Genomic DNA, 15865 nt, shown 5'->3' with positions numbered 1-15865 from the left:
ACCGTTGGTGGTCGGCGATGTTGCGAGCACAACACTTCCTCCCTGATTCACTGGAGACGCTGACGGCTCTGGATTCTGGGACCACATATTGGGGAACTCGCCCGTAACAGTCAAATCGAATTTATATGCCTGGGCTGTTTTTTCGTCCCTGGCCCTGACTCACCCTGGGTCTCATTTGACCGGACGTATACGGGTTTTCCGAGGAGCAAGACGGACCCTGCGTGCACATCCTTATCAGCAAAGTGGCGCAGTGCTGTAACCCTCCGAAGTACGAAAAAGTGGCGAAGACCCGGTGCGGCGAGGCAATGGACGGCTGTCAGAAGTGGCCGTTATGGTCGGCCCTTCTGGGCTTGGGGGAAGGGAGCCGCGAATGAGCGCAGCACTGGATGTGAAGGGGTCGCCGGGTTCCGCTTCCGGTGGCCAGGGGCTGGAGCCCGTGGACCTTCCGGACGTCTTCCAGGTGGACGTGACGGCCTGCGTGCGCGACGCGCTGGGGCTGCTCGGCGCGACGCGGCGGCTGCGCGGCGTGGAGGTGGCGGTGGAGCTCCCCGACGACCCGGTGCCCGCCCGGGTCAGCCGCCGCCGCCTGGAGCAGGTCCTGCTGCTGCTCGTCGCCCACGCGGCGGACGTGGCACCGCCGGACGCGGCCGCCGTGCGGGTGGTGGTGGAGCCGCCGGATGACTTCGGGGAGGAGGGCCCGCGCTTCCAGGTGGTGATGCCGGGCGTGAGCCTGTCCGAACGGGAGACGCGCTCGGTGGCGCTGTCGCCGCTGCGCGTGGGCAGCCCCCAGCGGCGGCTCGCCCGGGCCCGGGAGCTGGTGGATGCCATGGGCGGCGAGCTTGCGCTGGAGCGCCTGGAGGAGGGGATGGCGGTGCGCGTCCTCCTGCCCGCGCCGGGGCTCGCGAGCTTCTAGTCCGCGTCCGAATCCGGAAAAACGATCCTGCTTCCGGACCATTGGCTGCGATAAGCGCGGCACGCCCCGGGTGCGTCGAACCAGGGAAACGTGCGGCCAAACTCCTTGACGACCGGGGGCGGGTTCCCGACTATCCGCCGCCTCTCAATACCCCGGTCTCAATCAGGAGTTTGCGTTCATGGCGCCTCCCTCTGGCGAGAAGATCACCCTGCAGAACGGCAAGCTGACCGTTCCGAACAACCCGATCATCCCCTACATCGAGGGCGACGGCACCGGCCGCGACATCTGGAAGGCCTCCCAGGCCGTGTTCGACGCGGCGGTGGAGAAGGCCTACGGCGGCAAGAAGAAGATCTCCTGGTACGAGGTCCTGGCCGGCGAGAAGTCCTTCAAGCAGGTGAACAACTGGCTGCCCGACGAGACGGTCGCCGCGTTCCGCGAGTACCTCGTCGGCATCAAGGGCCCGCTGACGACGCCGGTGGGCGGCGGCATCCGCTCCCTGAACGTGGCGCTGCGCCAGATGCTTGACCTGTACGTCTGCCTGCGCCCCGTGCGCTACTTCAAGGGCGTGCCCTCTCCGGTGAAGCAGCCGGACAAGGTGGACATGGTCATCTTCCGCGAGAACACGGAGGACATCTACGCGGGCATCGAGTTCGAGGCCGGCTCCGCGCAGGCGGAGAAGTTCCTGGGCTGGCTGAAGCAGGAGTTCCCCAAGGAGGCGGGCAAGGTCCGCTTCCCGGCGAACGTGGGCATCGGCATCAAGCCCGTGTCGAAGGAGGGCACGGAGCGCCTGGTGCGCGCGGCCATCCAGTACGCGGTGGACCTCAAGCGCAAGAGCGTCACCCTGGTCCACAAGGGCAACATCATGAAGTTCACCGAGGGCGCGTTCCGCAAGTGGGGCTACGACCTCGCCGCGCGCGAGTTCGGTGACAAGGTCTACACCTGGGATCAGTGGGAGGCCACCAAGGCCGCCAAGGGCGAGGACGCCGCCAACGCCGAGCAGAAGGCCGCGGTCGCCGCCGGGAAGATCGTCGTCAAGGACTCCATCGCGGACATCACCCTGCAGCAGGTGCTGACCCGTCCGGACGAGTTCGACGTCATCGCCACGCTCAACCTCAACGGTGACTACCTGTCGGACGCGCTCGCGGCGCAGGTGGGCGGCATCGGCATCGCGCCGGGCGGCAACATCAACTACGTCTCCGGCCACGCCGTCTTCGAGGCCACCCACGGCACCGCGCCCAAGTACGCGGATCAGGACAAGGTGAACCCGGGCTCCGTCATCCTCTCCGGTGAGATGATGTTCCGTCACCTGGGCTGGCACGAGGCCGCGGACCTGATCATCAAGGGCATGGACAAGGCCATCGCGGCGCGCACCGTGACGTACGACTTCGCGCGCCTGATGAAGCTGGAGACGAAGGAGACCGTGACCGAGGTGAAGTGCTCGGAGTTCGGTCAGGCCATCGTCAAGCACATGTAGTCCCCACCCCAAAGCAGGAGGGCGAAACCATGGCTCACAAGAAGAAGAAGATCGGCCTCATTGGCGGCGGTCAGATCGGCGGCAACCTGGCGCTGCTGGCGGTCCAGAAGAACCTCGGCGACGTGGTGCTCTACGACATCCCGGCGGCGGAGGGGTTGGTCAAGGGCAAGGCGCTGGACATCAACCAGCTGTCCGCGGTGGATGGCTACGACTGCCGCGTCACCGGCTCCACGGACTGGAAGGACGTCGCGGGCTCGGACGTGATCATCATCACGGCCGGCGTGCCCCGGAAGCCCGGCATGTCCCGCGAGGACCTGCTGGACGTCAACCTGAAGATCATGAAGGACGTGGCGGGCAACATCAAGAACCACGCCCCGGACGCCTTCGTCATCAACGTGGCCAACCCGCTGGACGCGATGGTGTTCGCGCTCCACAAGATCGCCGGCCTGAAGGACAACATGGTCGTGGGCATGGCGGGCGTGCTGGACACCAGCCGCTTCAAGTGCTTCGTGGCCGAGGCCCTGGGCGTGTCCATCCGTGACGTGGAGGCGCTCGTCCTCGGCGGCCACGGTGACGACATGGTCCCGCTCGTGCGCCACAGCACCGTGGGCGGCGTGCCCCTCACCCAGCTCATCGCGAAGGACAAGCTGGACGCCATCATCGACCGCACCCGCAAGGGCGGCGCGGAGCTGGTGGGCCTGTACAAGACGGGCAGCGCCTACTTCGCCCCGGCGTCCTCCTCCATCGCCATGGCGGAGAGCTACCTGTTCGACCGCAAGCGCGTGCTGCCGTCCGCGGCCCTGCTCAAGGGCCAGTACGGCATCAACGGCTACTTCTTCGGCGTCCCCGCGCAGATCGGTGCGGGCGGCGTGGAGAAGATCATCGAGGTGGAGCTCAACGACGCGGAGAAGGCCGAGCTGAACAAGTCCTTCACCTCCGTCAAGGGCACCGTCGAGCTCGTGAAGCTGTAGTTTCGGCTCCAGGTCGGGTCCGCCGGAATGCTGCTGGCGGGCCCGCCTGATGCCGTGAATGATCCGGACTTATCCCCCGGCCCACCGTCCTTGCGGCGGTATTTTTCCAAGTTAACTAGCGTGTTGGACTCGCACTGGCACGGGTGCGGGGCAGCGTCGCGAAGCAGGACTTCAGCGGCCCCCCGTGAAGGCACCCCCCCGGCTTCCGGTGCCCAAGGAGACGATGATGGCGGCAGCAGCGCGATTCACGGTGGTGGGCGGCGGTCTGGCCGGGCTGATGACGACGATCAAGCTGGCGGAGGCGGGTCACCAGGTGGACGTGCTCTCGCTCGTCCCCGTCAAGCGGTCCCACTCGGTCTGCGCCCAGGGCGGCATCAACGGCGCGGTGAACACGAAGGGTGAGGGCGACCACCCGGACATCCATGTGAAGGACACGCTGCGCGGCGGCGACTTCCTCGCGGAGCAGGTGTCCGTGAAGGGCATGTGCTACGCGGCGCCCGGCATCATCTACCTGCTGGACCGCATGGGCGTGACGTTCAACCGCACGCCGGAAGGCCTGCTGGACTTCCGCCGCTTCGGCGGCACGCTGCACAACCGCACCGCGTTCGCGGGCGCCACCACCGGCCAGCAGCTGCTCTACGCGCTGGATGAGCAGGTCCGCCGCTACGAGGCGGAGGGCAAGGTCACCAAGTACGAGTACTGGGAGTGGCTCGGCATGGTGAAGGACGAGTCCGGCCGCTGCATCGGCAGCGTGGCCATGGACCTGCGCACCATGGAGATCCGCACCTTCCCGGCGGAGGCGGTGTGCCTGGCCACGGGTGGCCCGGGCATCGTCTTCGGGCGCTCCACCAACTCCATCATCAACACCGGCACCGCCGCGGGCCGCGCGTACATGGAAGGCGCGCTGTACGCCAACGGCGAGTTCATCCAGGTGCACCCCACCTCCATCCCGGGCGAGGACAAGCTGCGCCTGATGAGCGAGTCGGTGCGCGGCGAGGGCGGCCGCGTCTGGGTGCCCAAGAAGAAGGGTGACACGCGCAACCCCCGGGACATCCCGGAGAGCGAGCGCTGGTACTTCCTGGAGGAGAAGTACCCCAAGTACAAGAACCTGGTGCCGCGCGACGTGGCGACGCGCGAGATCTTCATGGTCTGCCGCGACCTGGGCATGGGCCTGGGCGGCCGCGACGGCGTCTACCTGGACGTGACGCACATCCCGGCCAAGACGCTCGACGCGAAGATCAAGGGCGTGATGGAGATCTACGAGAAGTTCGTCGGAGATGATCCGCGCCACACGCCCATGGTCATCTTCCCGGGCATGCACTACTCGATGGGCGGCCTGCACGTCTCCTTCGAGGCCGACCCGCGCACGCAGACGCCGCTGGACGGCAGCCCGGTGAACCAGAGCACGCGCATCCCCGGCCTGTACGCGGCCGGCGAGGCGGACTACGCCTTCCACGGCGCGAACCGCCTGGGCGCCAACTCCCTGCTGTCCTGCATCTACTCCGGCATGATTGGCGGCCCGGCGATGGTGGCCTTCGCCAAGAACCAGCAGACCAGCGCGGCGGCGATGCCGGAGAAGTACTTCGCGGACGCGAAGAAGTACTGGGAGGACCGCTTCGCCACCATCAAGAAGATGAACGGTCCGGAGAACCCGTATCAGCTCGCCAAGGAGCTGGGCGAGGTGATGACGGAGAACTGCACGGTGGTCCGCTACAACGACCGCCTGAAGAAGACCATCGAGCGCGTGCGCGACCTGAAGGACCGCTGGAGCCGCGTCAACGTGCTGGACACGGGCGTCGTCGCGAACCGCGCGCTGTCGTACACCAACCAGCTTTGGAACATGCTGGAGCTGGGCGAAGTCATCGCCACCAGCGCGCTCCTGCGCGACGAGAGCCGCGGCGCCCACTACAAGCCGGACTTCTCCCTGCCGGAGCCCAAGACGAAGGACCCGCGCGAGGATCCGGAGTGGATGGCCCTGTGGCGCGCGCGCCACGAGAAGTGGGCGAAGACGACCATCGCCACGTACTCGGCCCAGGGCCCGCAGATCTCCTACCAGGACCTGCCCACGCCGGTGCTGGACCCCGAGCCCCGCTGGTACGCGTAAGCAGCGCGAGGCCTCCGTTTTCCGGTCCCGCGCGCGTCCTCTCCGGCGCACGCGGGCACCGCCACCTGATTTGGCAGTGAAGGGAAGGGCAGCCGCACCATGGACACCGCACAGGCCAGCGCCGTCAGCTCGAAGACCATCTCCTTCCGCATCTGGCGGCAGGATGATCCGAACAAGCCCGGGCACTTCGACGAGTTCAAGGTTCCCTATACGAAGGGCGCCAACGTCATCTCCTGCCTGATGGAGATCCAGCGCAACCCCGTCACCGTGGAGGGCAAGAAGGTGGCCCCCGTGGTGTGGGACTCCGCGTGCCTCGAGGAGGTGTGCGGCAGCTGCGCCATGAACATCAACGGCCGGGTGCGCATGGCGTGCTCCGCCCTGGTGGACAAGCTCCAGCAGCCCATCACCCTGGAGCCGATGAAGAAGTTCCCGGTGGTGCGTGACCTCACCGTGGATCGCGACCGCATGTTCGAGTCGCTCAAGCGCGTGAAGGGGTGGATCCCCGTCGACGGCACGTACAACCTGGGCCCCGGCCCGCGCCAGTCGCAGAAGGATCAGTCCGTGATGTACGTGCTGTCCACGTGCATCACCTGCGGCAGCTGCCTGGAGGCGTGCCCCCAGGTGACGCTGGACAACGAGTTCATGGGCGCCGCCCCCATCAGCCAGGCCCGCCTGTTCAACATGCACCCCACGGGCAAGCTGAACGCGGAGGAGCGCACGCGCGCCCTGATGGGCCCCGGCGGCATCCAGGACTGCGGCAAGGCGCAGAACTGCGTGAAGGTCTGCCCGAAGGAGATCCCCCTCACGACCTCCATCGCGGTGATGAACCGCGAGGTGAGCAAGCTGCTGATCAAGGACATCTTCTTCAAGGAAGAGGAGCAGAAGGCCTCCGCCGGTCCGGGCTAGTCCTCTGCGAACGCCGTCCTGACTTCCTCGCGGCCCCGTGCGTGCGCCCCCTGCTGGTGGGGCGCCGGGCGGGGTCGCGGCCGTTAGGGTGAAGGCCGCCTCATCCGCCCGGAAATCGGGTGTTATTCCCAGAGGCGGAGCCTGTGTCCCGTCGCGACGCTGGGGGCCAAACGGCCTTGCCATCCGTCGTTTTCTGCGCAATGAGGGCCCGCGTTGACACCCCGTGTAGGGGCTGTCCTCGTCTCCCCTCGTCCCACCCGGAGATTCGATGAAGATCCACGAGTACCAGGGCAAGGAACTCTTCCGGAAGTATGGCGTGCCCACGCCGCGCGGCATCCTCGCGCTCTCTCCCAACGAGGCGGAGGCCGCGGCGAAGGAGCTCGCCACGCCCGTCGTCGTCGTGAAGGCGCAGATCCACGCGGGTGGCCGTGGCAAGGGCGGCGGCGTGAAGCTGGCCAAAAGCCCCGCGGAGGCCAAGGAGCTCACCCAGCAGATGCTGGGCATGATGCTCAAGACCATCCAGACCGGCCCGGAAGGGCAGAAGGTCAACAAGGTCTACATCGAAGAGGGCCTGGACATCGGTCAGGAGCTCTACCTGGGCGTGACGCTCGACCGCGCCACCAGCCGCATCACCTTCATGGCGTCCACCGAGGGCGGCGTGGAGATTGAAGAAGTGGCGGAGAAGCACCCGGAGAAGATCCTCCGCGCCTCCGTGGACCCTGCGATTGGCTTCGCGGACTTCCAGGGCCGCGAGCTGGCCTTCGGGCTGGGCCTGACGGGCCCCACGGTGAACAAGTTCGTCCAGTTCTGCAGCGCGCTCTACAAGATGTACGTGGAGACGGACGCGTCCCTGGTGGAGATCAACCCGCTGGTCATCCGCAAGAGCGGCGGCGTGGTGGCGCTCGACGCGAAGGTGAACTTCGACGAGAACGCGCTCTACCGGCACAAGGATCTGCTGGAGTACCGCGACCTGGCGGAGGAGGAGCCCCGCGAGACGCAGGCCAAGGAGCACGACCTGGCCTACATCGCGCTGGATGGCAACATCGGCTGCATGGTGAACGGCGCGGGTCTGGCCATGGCCACCATGGACACCATCAAGCTGGTGGGCGGCAACCCGGCCAACTTCCTGGACGTGGGCGGCGGCGCGAGCAAGGAGAAGGTGACGGCGGCCTTCAAGCTCATCCTCGCGGATCCGCAGGTCAAGGCGGTGCTCGTCAACATCTTCGGCGGCATCATGAAGTGTGACGTCATCGCGGAAGGCATCATCGCGGCGGCGAAGGAAGTGCAGCTGAAGATCCCGCTCGTCGTGCGCCTGGAAGGCACCAACGTGGAGCAGGGCAAGGAACTGCTCCGCAACTCGGGCCTCGCCATCACCCCCGCGGACAACCTGCGCCAGGCGGCCGAGAAGGCCGTGGCGGCCATCAAGTAGGGCCTTCGCTCCCTCTTTCCTGAAAGAACGCCATGAGCATCCTCGTCAACGAGAACACGAAGGTCCTCGTCCAGGGCATCACCGGCTCGGCGGGCTCGTTCCACGCCAAGCAGATGCTGGAGTACGGGACGAAGATTGTGGGCGGTGTCACGCCGGGCAAGGGCGGCACCTCCTTCGAGGGCAAGGTCCCCGTGTTCAACACGGTGGCCGACGCGGTGAAGCAGGCGGGCGCGAACACGTCCGTCATCTTCGTGCCGCCGCCCTTCGCCGCGGACTCCATCATGGAGGCCGCGGACGCCGGCATCTCCCTCATCATCACCATCACCGAGGGCATCCCGGTCAACGACATGGTGCGCGCCAAGCGCTACCTGCAGGGCAAGCCGGGCGTGCGCCTGATTGGCCCGAACTGCCCGGGCGTCATCACCCCCGGCGCCAGGTGCAAGATCGGCATCATGCCGGGCCACATCCACAAGCCGGGCCGCATTGGCGTGGTGTCCCGCTCCGGCACGCTGACCTACGAGGCCGTGCACCAGCTGACGCAGCTGGGCCTGGGCCAGTCCACCGCGGTGGGCATCGGCGGTGACCCGGTCAACGGCACCAACTTCGTGGACGTGCTGAAGCTCTTCCAGGCCGACCCGGAGACGGACGCGGTCATCATGATTGGCGAGATCGGCGGCAGCGCGGAGGAGGAGGGCGCCGAGTACGTCAAGCGCGAGTTCACCAAGCCCATCGCCGGCTTCATCGCCGGTCAGTCCGCGCCCCCGGGCAAGCGCATGGGCCACGCGGGCGCCATCATCTCCGGCGGCAAGGGCACGGCCACGGAGAAGATCAAGGCGATGGAGGCCGCGGGCATCCTGATGGCCGCGAGCCCCGCCGAGCTGGGCACCACGCTGCAGGAGGCCGTCAAGCGCGGCCCCCCGAAGCGCTAAGACGAACCGCACACGCATTCATCCCCGCGACACACACACGAGGAGCCAAACCATGGCCATCGAGCGCACGCTGTCCATCATCAAGCCCGACGGAGTGAAGAACAACCACGTCGGCGAGATCATCGCCCGGTTCGAGAAGGCGGGCCTGAAGCCCGTCGCCATCCGCCGGCAGCAGCTGTCCCAGGCGGAGGCCGAGGGCTTCTACGCCGTCCACAAGGCCCGGCCGTTCTTCAAGGACCTGGTGTCCTTCATGATCTCCGGCCCGGTGGTCCTGATGGCCCTGGAGGGCGAGAACGCCGTCCAGAAGAACCGCGACCTGATGGGCGCCACGGACCCGAAGAAGGCCGACAAGGGCACCATCCGCGCGGACTTCGCCCAGAGCATCGACGCGAACACGGTCCACGGCTCGGACAGCCTGGAGAACGCGAAGAACGAGGTCGCGTACTTCTTCCGCGAGACCGAAATCCACAGCTGAGCAGCTTCCAGCCTGGTGACAGCGGCCCGGTGTCCACGCCCCTCGCGGCGCGGACCCGGGCCGTCGTCTTTTCCGGCTCCGTATCCAGTTGCCCTCTCCGGTGCTCCTTGCTAGCGATAATGCAAATCACTATCGACAAGGGACTCATGCATGAGTGGCGATTCGGAGCGCGTGGCCCGGCGGGGGCCGTTCCCGGTGAAGTTGCGGTTGCTGGAGGTCCTCCGCGTGACGCGGCTGTCGCCGCACATGGTCCGCATCACGTTGGGTGGTCCGGAGCTGGAGGGCTTCTCGTCCCCCGGCGCGGATGATCACGTGAAGTGCTTCTTCGCGGAGCCGGGCGTGAAGAAGCCGAACATGCCGGTGGTGGGGCCCCACGGCCTGTCCATGCCGGAGGGGCTCGCGAAGCCCGCGTCGCGCGACTACACGCCGCGCCGCTTCGACGCGAGGGCCAACGAGCTGGACATCGACTTCGTGCTGCACGGGGAAGGGCCCGCGTCGCTGTGGGCGCAGCAGGCGAAGCCCGGCGACTTCATGGGCATTGGCGGCCCGCGCAGCACGCATGACGTGGCGGACGACTTCGCCTGGTACCTGCTCGCGGGGGACCAGAGCGCGCTGCCGGCCATCGCGCGGCGGCTGGAGGGGCTGCCGGCGGGCCGGCGCGCCTTCGCCTTCATCGAGGTCTCGGACGCGGCGGAGGAGCAGCCCATCGTCAGCAAGGCGGACGTGACGGTCACCTGGCTGCACCGCGGAAGCGCGGAGGCCGGCACGACGAAGCACCTGGAGGACGCGCTCCGGGCCTGGAACCCGCCCCCCGGGGATGGGTTCGTGTTCGTGGCAGGCGAGGCCACGTCGCTCAAGCCCATCCGGGAACACCTGGTGGAGGAGCGCGGTCTGAACAAGCACTGGATGCGGGTGACGGGGTACTGGAAGCGCGGCGTCGCCGAGCACCACGACTCGAAGGGGTAGGCAGGGAAGGGGGCGGGCTCTCCTTTGACTTGCCGTGCCTTCTTGTGGGAAGCACGCCCCATTGCCCGTCGTTAGCCCCGACTGAACGATGTCCGAGTCCACCGCCACAGCCCTCCCAGTCACCGAGCCCCTGCCGGCGCCGGCCCCCGCGAAGCTGACCGACGTGGCCAGCCTGTCGCGTGAGAAGCTCACCCAGTTCCTGAGCGAGCAGCTGGGCGAGCGCCCGTTCCGCGCCACGCAGCTCTACCGCTGGCTGCACCAGCGCGGCGCCACGACGTTCGACGAGATGACCGACCTGTCCAAGGCCCTGCGCGAGAAGCTCAAGGCCAAGGCGGAGATCGTCCCGCTGGTGAAGGACCTGGAGCAGCGCAGCATCGACGGCACCATCAAGTACCGCTTCAAGACGCGCGACGGGCGCTTCATCGAGTCCGTCTACATGCCCGCGGAGGACCGCAAGACGCTCTGCGTGTCCACGCAGGTGGGCTGCGCCATGGCGTGCTCGTTCTGCATGACGGGCACGCTGGGTTTGAAGCGCAACCTCACGCCCGGGGAGATCGTCGCCCAGGTGCACGCGGTGAACCGCGAGGTGCGCGCCAACGAGGGCCTGGAGACGCTGCGCCCGCTCACGAACCTGGTGTTCATGGGCATGGGCGAGCCGCTCCACAACTTCGAGAACCTCAAGACGGCGCTCTCCATCCTCCAGTCGGAGGAGGGGCCCAACTTCAGCCACCGGCACATCACCGTCTCCACCGTGGGCCTGGTGCCCATGATCGAGCGCTTCGGCCAGGAGACGGACGTCAAGCTGGCCATCTCGCTCAACGCCAGCACGGACGAGCAGCGCAGCAAGACGATGCCGGTCAACCGCAAGTGGAACATCCAGGCGTTGCTGGATGCCTGCCGCAAGTTCCCCCTGCGCCAGGGCCGCCGCATCACCTTCGAGTATGTGCTGCTCAAAGGGTTCAACGACACCGACGAGGACGCGCACCGGCTGAGGGAGCTGTTGCGCGACATTCCCGCGAAGGTGAACCTGATCCCGTACAACGAGAACCCCGGGCTGGGCTTCCAGACGACGGGCGAGCAGCGGGCCGAGGAGTTCCGGGCCATCCTTGCCGAGGCGCACGTCGCGGCGTACATCCGGAAGAACCGGGGCCGGGACATCGCCGGGGCCTGTGGTCAGCTCGCCAATCGCGACGAGACGGCCGCGCAAGCCCCGGTGTGAGATAAGCACCCGAGCTTCCTTGACAATCCAGTCGGCAGGGCGCTAAGAGCGCCCCCCTCCGCACTGTTACCGTAGAAGTCACACGATTTCGCTGGAGCGTTCCATGGCCGTTGTCCTCCGTCTTGCCCGCGCGGGCGCCAAGAAGATGCCGTACTACCACGTGGTTGCCACCGACTCGCGCAGCCCGCGTGACGGCAAGTTCCTGGAGCAGGTCGGTTCCTACGACCCCAACCACAGCCCCGCGAAGGTGCAGTTCAACGAGGAGCGGCTGAACTACTGGCTCAAGAGCGGCGCGCTGCCCTCCGAGACGGTCGCGGACCTGATCAAGACGGCGAAGAAGCAGGCCCCGGCGACCACCGCCTGAGCACGCCCCCGTCTGGACAAGACGTGGAGCCGCTGCTCACGTATCTGGCGAAGGCCCTGGTTGATCAACCCGACCAGGTCACCTTGCGCATCTCCGAGGCGGATGGCGGCCGGCTCTATGAGCTGAAGGTCGCCCCCGAGGACGTCGGCAAGGTCATTGGCCGTGATGGGCGCACCGTGAACGCCCTCCGGACGCTGCTCAATGCCGCTGCCCAGAAGCAGGGCCAGAAGGTCCGCCTGGAGATTCTCGACGATCGGCGCACCCCGGGTTCTCCCCCGGCGCCGCCCGCTCCGGACGCCGCGCGGTGAGCGCGCAGGCGTGTCTGGAGCTGGGATACGTGGCCCGTGCGCACGGGCTGCGTGGCGAGGTGGCGGTCAAGAGCTTCGACCCCGCCTCGGAGACGCTCGGCCTCGTCGAGCGCGTCCGTCTGCGCCTGCGCTCCGGTGAGGAGCGCGAGTACGCCCTGGAGTCCTTCCGGCCCGCCAACAAGGAGGACCTCGTGGCCTTCGAGGGCGTGGAGTCCCGCACGGCCGCGGAGGCGCTGGTGGGCGCGAAGGTGTTCGTCTACCGCGAGGACCTGGAGCCGCCCGAGGAGGGCGAGTTCTTCCAGGGCGACCTCGTGGGGCTCGACGCCGTGGATGAGAAGGGCGCCCCCCTGGGCACGGTGGAGGAGATCTGGTCCACCGGCGAGGTGCCCAACCTGGTGATCCGCGCGAAGGGCCGGCCGGAGCTGGTGGTGCCCTTCGCGGATGAGTTCGTGCCGACGGTGGACCTGCCCGCGAGGCGCATCGTCATCCGGCCCCCGGAGTACCTGGAGGCGGACGACTCGGGAGACGGCGGGTGAGCTACCGCGTGGAGCTGCTCACGCTGTTCCCCGGGATGGTGTCCGGCTACCTGGGCGCGAGCATCCTCGGGAAGGCCCAGGAGAAGGGGCTGCTCTCCGTCACGCTCACGGACGTGCGTGAGTACGCCGAGGGCAAGCACCGCGTCACCGACGACGCGCCCTACGGCGGCGGCGCCGGCATGGTGATGAAGCCTGAACCCCTGGTGGCCGCCATCGAGGCCGCCCGCGCCCGCATGCCCGGAGCGAAGGCGCTCTTGATGAGCCCCCGGGGGCCTACGTTCACCCAGGCGACGGCGCGCGAGCTGGCGCGGCACGAGGCCGGGCTGATCCTCGTCTGCGGCCGGTACGAAGGCGTGGACGAGCGGGTGATGCCCTTCCTGGACGGGGAGCTGTCCCTCGGCGACTTCGTCCTCACGGGTGGGGAGGTCGCAGCCTTGGCGGTGGTGGACGCCGTGGCGCGGCTGGTGCCAGGGGTCCTGGGCAACGAGGCGTCCTCCGTGTCGGAGAGCTTCGAGGACGGCGTCCTGGAGCACCCGCACTACACCCGGCCGCCCGTCTTCCGGGGGGCCGAGGTGCCGGCCGTCCTCCAGTCCGGCGATCACGCCCGCATCGCCCGGTGGCGCCGGTGGAAGGCCCTCAAGCTCACGCAGGAGCGGCGGCCGGACCTGTTCGCGCGGCTGGAGTTCAGCAAGGCGGATCAGAAACTGCTCGCCAGGGAAGAAGAAGCGTTGTAACCCTGCGTGTTCTCGCGGAACACTTCGTTGCAGGCTTGTTCGTCCCGGCTGACTCTGCTAGGACGGCCCGCTCTTTTCCACGCGTCCTACGCGTCAAGTTCCGCTTTTGGAGTCCGTCATGCGCCGCAGCCTCATCGAGCACGTCGAAAACAAGTTCCTGCGCAAGGACATCACCGCGTTCCGCACGGGTGATTCCGTTCGCGTCCACTGGAAGGTCAAGGAAGGCGAGAAGGAGCGCGTGCAGGCCTTCGAGGGCGTGGTCATCCGCAAGACCAAGGGCACGAACCGCGCGACCTTCACGGTGCGCAAGATGTCCTTCGGCGTCGGCGTGGAGCGCATCTTCCCCATCCACAGCCCCCGCTACGAGAAGATCGAGGTCCTCACCCGCGGTGACGTGAACCGCAAGCGCCTGTTCTACCTCCGCGAGCTGAAGGGCAAGGCCTCGCGCGTGGACGTGCAGGTGGACACGGAGAAGGCGTCCGCCAAGTCCGCCGCGGCTCAGGGCTAGTAGGTCTTCAGAAACCCTCTCGCGGCCTTCGCGGCCGCGTGCGAGAAGGAGCGTCCATCAGTGGACGCTCCTTTTTTCGTTCGGGCTAGACTGCGCTCGCCATGCACTTCGTCGAGGTCGCCATCCAGAACGTCCGCGGGTTCTCTCCCTCCGGACGCTTCCCGCTGAAGACCGGCTACGTCATCCTCAAGCCGCCCACGGCGGACGTACTGCCCATGGCGAACCTGGTGCTGTCGCTGCTGTTCGCGGACGGCCGGGGCGGGGACGCGAGCCTCGTGGGCTCGGCGGGGCGCTCGGGCAAGGCCGCGCTGACGTTCGTGGGCCAGGACGGGATGACGTACCGGGTGTTGCGCGAGCTGGGCGGTTCCGGATCGCTGCACCGGCTCAACCCCGCCACGAATCAGCCGGAGCTGGTGTCCACGGACGTTTCGGAGATCAACCAGTACCTGCGCGGCCAGGCGGGCCTGCCTCCGCGCACCACCTTCGAACAGGTGTACTGCCTCCAGCTGGTGATGCTGCCGTCGCGCCGGCCCCGCAAGAGCGTGGCCAAGGCCGCGGCGGCCGCGGCCGCGGGTGGAAAGGCCTCCGGGGCCACCCCGTCTCTGGCGGTCGCCGCCCAGGTGCTGCCAGCGGAGGACGTCCCGGCCGCCGAGGCGAAGGTGAAGGTGCTGGAGAAGGAGCTCGTCACCGCGAGAGAGGTGGATCAGCTCCAGTTCAAGGTGGACGAGCTCGCGTCGCTCATCTTCGAGGCGGACGCGAAGCTCAAGGGCGGCGAGGGGCTCAAGTCCGCCATCGCGGACGCGGAGGCTGCCTGGCGCGCGGCGCCCTCGCCGGAGTCGCTGGGCCTGCCGCTGGACATCCTCTCGCGCGTGAAGCGCTACCCGAAGGCGGTGGCGCGGCGGGACGAGGCGTTGGCGCGGCTGGAGACGGACCGCGATCCGGAGCTGGAGGACGCGTCGCTGAGGGTGCCGCCGCTCACGCAGAACCGCGTCTTCTGGGGCGGGCTGGGCGCGGGCGTGCTCTTCATGGGCCTGAGCGTGGGGCTGGGCATCGCCGCGGCGCAGCCCCTGTGGCGCTACCTGGCGCTGATCAACATCCCCGCCTTCGGCACGGCCGCGTGGACGGCGCTGCGCTACGTGGACGACCTGCAGAAGGCCACGAAGCGGGGCTCCAAGGACAACCGCAAGGACGCGCGGCAGAAGAAGATCCTCGACGAGTTCGAGCTCGAGGACGCGCCGGTGCGCATGGCGGTCAAGGCGCTCAACCTGGAGAGCTACACGGAGATCCCCGCCGCGCTGGAGCAGAAGGATCTGCTCGGCATCCGGCTGGGAGAGCTGCAGACGCAGCTGGAGGAGTTCGAGGCCTCCGCCGAGTACCAGGGAGCCCTGCGCGACGCGCAGGACCTGCGCGCGCAGCAGGAGGCGCTCAACGCGGAGCTGTCCGCCAAGGGCACCTACGTGCGCGACCTGCGCGAGGTGGAGCGCGAGCTGTCCCGGCTGAAGGAGTCCATCGCGCTGGCGAAGGCGCCGCCGGTGCAGGTGGCCGCGGCCCCCGGCCAGACGCCCGCCCCGGTGGATCCGCTGGAGGACCCATCTCCCCTGGTGCTGTCGCAGGCCGCGGACGTGCTCACGTCCGACATGCTGAACGTGCAGGCGCTCCTGAAGGACCGCTGCGTGCAGTACCTCACCGCGCTGACGGACCGGCGCTACCAGGGCGTGGAGTGGGACCGCGAGGGCAACGCGTTCCTGCTCACGCAGAACCAGCGCATCCCCGTGGGCGAGCTGCCCCCGAAGGACATCGACCTCTACTACCTGGCGCTGCGCCTGACGGTGGTGGAGAAGACGTGCGCCCGGGTGAAGCGCCCCTTCCTCCTGGACGACGTGCTGACGGGCGTGGACGAGGCGAAGCTGCCCCTCGTGGCCCGCATGCTCAAGCACCTGGGCACGCTCACGCAGGTGCTGCACGTCACCGCCCACCCCGGCTTCGGACAGATGTCGGACGGCACCGTTAACGTCTAGCCGCCGCCAGG

Annotated in this window: 16 protein-coding genes; all 16 read left to right on the top strand. The window is 68.0% G+C overall.

Annotated features, from left to right (window positions below):
- The first annotated feature begins 370 nt into the window (after window positions 1–370).
- Window positions 371–913, top strand: a complete 543-nt coding sequence (locus tag KYK13_RS22155) for a sensor histidine kinase (RefSeq protein WP_223632729.1) — start codon at window positions 371–373, stop codon at window positions 911–913.
- 178 nt (window positions 914–1091) lie between these two features.
- Window positions 1092–2387: an NADP-dependent isocitrate dehydrogenase gene (gene icd, locus KYK13_RS22150; protein WP_223632725.1), complete on the top strand. Its 1296-nt coding sequence runs from the start codon at window positions 1092–1094 to the stop codon at window positions 2385–2387.
- A 29-nt stretch (window positions 2388–2416) separates the two neighbouring features.
- On the top strand, window positions 2417–3358 hold the full coding sequence (mdh, locus tag KYK13_RS22145) for a malate dehydrogenase (RefSeq protein WP_223632722.1): 942 nt from the start codon (window positions 2417–2419) through the stop codon (window positions 3356–3358).
- 226 nt (window positions 3359–3584) lie between these two features.
- The gene (gene sdhA / locus KYK13_RS22140; protein ID WP_370645437.1) at window positions 3585–5462 is read left to right on the top strand and encodes a succinate dehydrogenase flavoprotein subunit; all 1878 of its coding nucleotides are present in this window, start codon (window positions 3585–3587) and stop codon (window positions 5460–5462) included.
- Between the two features lie 99 nt (window positions 5463–5561).
- Window positions 5562–6368, top strand: coding sequence for a succinate dehydrogenase iron-sulfur subunit (sdhB, locus tag KYK13_RS22135; RefSeq protein WP_223632716.1), 807 nt, complete (start codon window positions 5562–5564; stop codon window positions 6366–6368).
- A gap of 268 nt (window positions 6369–6636) precedes the next feature.
- Entirely contained in the window at window positions 6637–7797 is a 1161-nt protein-coding gene (sucC, locus tag KYK13_RS22130; RefSeq protein WP_223632713.1) for an ADP-forming succinate--CoA ligase subunit beta, read from the top strand.
- Window positions 7798–7829: 32 nt separating this feature from the next.
- Window positions 7830–8726 carry a succinate--CoA ligase subunit alpha gene (gene sucD / locus KYK13_RS22125; protein ID WP_223632709.1) on the top strand — a complete coding sequence of 299 codons (897 nt, stop codon included), beginning with the start codon at window positions 7830–7832 and terminating at the stop codon, window positions 8724–8726.
- A 52-nt stretch (window positions 8727–8778) separates the two neighbouring features.
- Window positions 8779–9201, top strand: coding sequence for a nucleoside-diphosphate kinase (ndk, locus tag KYK13_RS22120; RefSeq protein ID WP_223632706.1), 423 nt, complete (start codon window positions 8779–8781; stop codon window positions 9199–9201).
- A gap of 150 nt (window positions 9202–9351) precedes the next feature.
- The gene (locus KYK13_RS22115) at window positions 9352–10167 is read left to right on the top strand and encodes a siderophore-interacting protein (RefSeq protein WP_223632704.1); all 816 of its coding nucleotides are present in this window, start codon (window positions 9352–9354) and stop codon (window positions 10165–10167) included.
- An 88-nt stretch (window positions 10168–10255) separates the two neighbouring features.
- Window positions 10256–11386, top strand: coding sequence for a 23S rRNA (adenine(2503)-C(2))-methyltransferase RlmN (gene rlmN / locus KYK13_RS22110; RefSeq protein WP_223632701.1), 1131 nt, complete (start codon window positions 10256–10258; stop codon window positions 11384–11386).
- 103 nt (window positions 11387–11489) lie between these two features.
- Window positions 11490–11750 carry a 30S ribosomal protein S16 gene (gene rpsP / locus KYK13_RS22105; protein WP_014397299.1) on the top strand — a complete coding sequence of 87 codons (261 nt, stop codon included), beginning with the start codon at window positions 11490–11492 and terminating at the stop codon, window positions 11748–11750.
- 23 nt (window positions 11751–11773) lie between these two features.
- Window positions 11774–12058: a KH domain-containing protein gene (locus tag KYK13_RS22100; RefSeq protein WP_223632690.1), complete on the top strand. Its 285-nt coding sequence runs from the start codon at window positions 11774–11776 to the stop codon at window positions 12056–12058.
- Window positions 12055–12594, top strand: coding sequence for a ribosome maturation factor RimM (gene rimM, locus KYK13_RS22095; RefSeq protein ID WP_223632687.1), 540 nt, complete (start codon window positions 12055–12057; stop codon window positions 12592–12594). The genes KYK13_RS22100 and rimM overlap by 4 nt, the downstream gene beginning before the upstream one ends.
- Window positions 12591–13328, top strand: coding sequence for a tRNA (guanosine(37)-N1)-methyltransferase TrmD (gene trmD, locus KYK13_RS22090; RefSeq protein ID WP_223632684.1), 738 nt, complete (start codon window positions 12591–12593; stop codon window positions 13326–13328). The genes rimM and trmD overlap by 4 nt, the downstream gene beginning before the upstream one ends.
- 118 nt (window positions 13329–13446) lie before the next feature.
- Entirely contained in the window at window positions 13447–13836 is a 390-nt protein-coding gene (gene rplS, locus KYK13_RS22085) for a 50S ribosomal protein L19 (RefSeq protein WP_223632676.1), read from the top strand.
- A 101-nt stretch (window positions 13837–13937) separates the two neighbouring features.
- Window positions 13938–15854 (top strand): chromosome segregation protein SMC, encoded by a 1917-nt coding sequence (locus KYK13_RS22080; RefSeq protein ID WP_223632674.1) that lies wholly within the window; start codon window positions 13938–13940, stop codon window positions 15852–15854.
- Window positions 15855–15865 lie beyond the last annotated feature (11 nt).

The sequence above is a fragment of the Corallococcus sp. EGB genome (genome assembly GCF_019968905.1).
Classification (GTDB): Bacteria; Myxococcota; Myxococcia; order Myxococcales; family Myxococcaceae; genus Corallococcus.
Note: the sequence above shows the minus strand (reverse complement) of the source record. Positions and strands in the feature narration are given on the sequence as shown.

Coding starts and splice junctions, on each gene's coding strand:
- KYK13_RS22115 (WP_223632704.1), top strand. CDS start 9,352: ATGAGTGGCGATTCGGAGCGCGTGGCCCGGCGGGGGCCGTTCCCGGTG.
- KYK13_RS22155 (WP_223632729.1), top strand. CDS start 371: ATGAGCGCAGCACTGGATGTGAAGGGGTCGCCGGGTTCCGCTTCCGGT.
- rplS (WP_223632676.1), top strand. CDS start 13,447: ATGCGCCGCAGCCTCATCGAGCACGTCGAAAACAAGTTCCTGCGCAAG.
- sucC (WP_223632713.1), top strand. CDS start 6,637: ATGAAGATCCACGAGTACCAGGGCAAGGAACTCTTCCGGAAGTATGGC.
- sdhB (WP_223632716.1), top strand. CDS start 5,562: ATGGACACCGCACAGGCCAGCGCCGTCAGCTCGAAGACCATCTCCTTC.
- sdhA (WP_370645437.1), top strand. CDS start 3,585: ATGGCGGCAGCAGCGCGATTCACGGTGGTGGGCGGCGGTCTGGCCGGG.
- mdh (WP_223632722.1), top strand. CDS start 2,417: ATGGCTCACAAGAAGAAGAAGATCGGCCTCATTGGCGGCGGTCAGATC.
- sucD (WP_223632709.1), top strand. CDS start 7,830: ATGAGCATCCTCGTCAACGAGAACACGAAGGTCCTCGTCCAGGGCATC.
- KYK13_RS22080 (WP_223632674.1), top strand. CDS start 13,938: ATGCACTTCGTCGAGGTCGCCATCCAGAACGTCCGCGGGTTCTCTCCC.
- rpsP (WP_014397299.1), top strand. CDS start 11,490: ATGGCCGTTGTCCTCCGTCTTGCCCGCGCGGGCGCCAAGAAGATGCCG.
- icd (WP_223632725.1), top strand. CDS start 1,092: ATGGCGCCTCCCTCTGGCGAGAAGATCACCCTGCAGAACGGCAAGCTG.
- ndk (WP_223632706.1), top strand. CDS start 8,779: ATGGCCATCGAGCGCACGCTGTCCATCATCAAGCCCGACGGAGTGAAG.
- rlmN (WP_223632701.1), top strand. CDS start 10,256: ATGTCCGAGTCCACCGCCACAGCCCTCCCAGTCACCGAGCCCCTGCCG.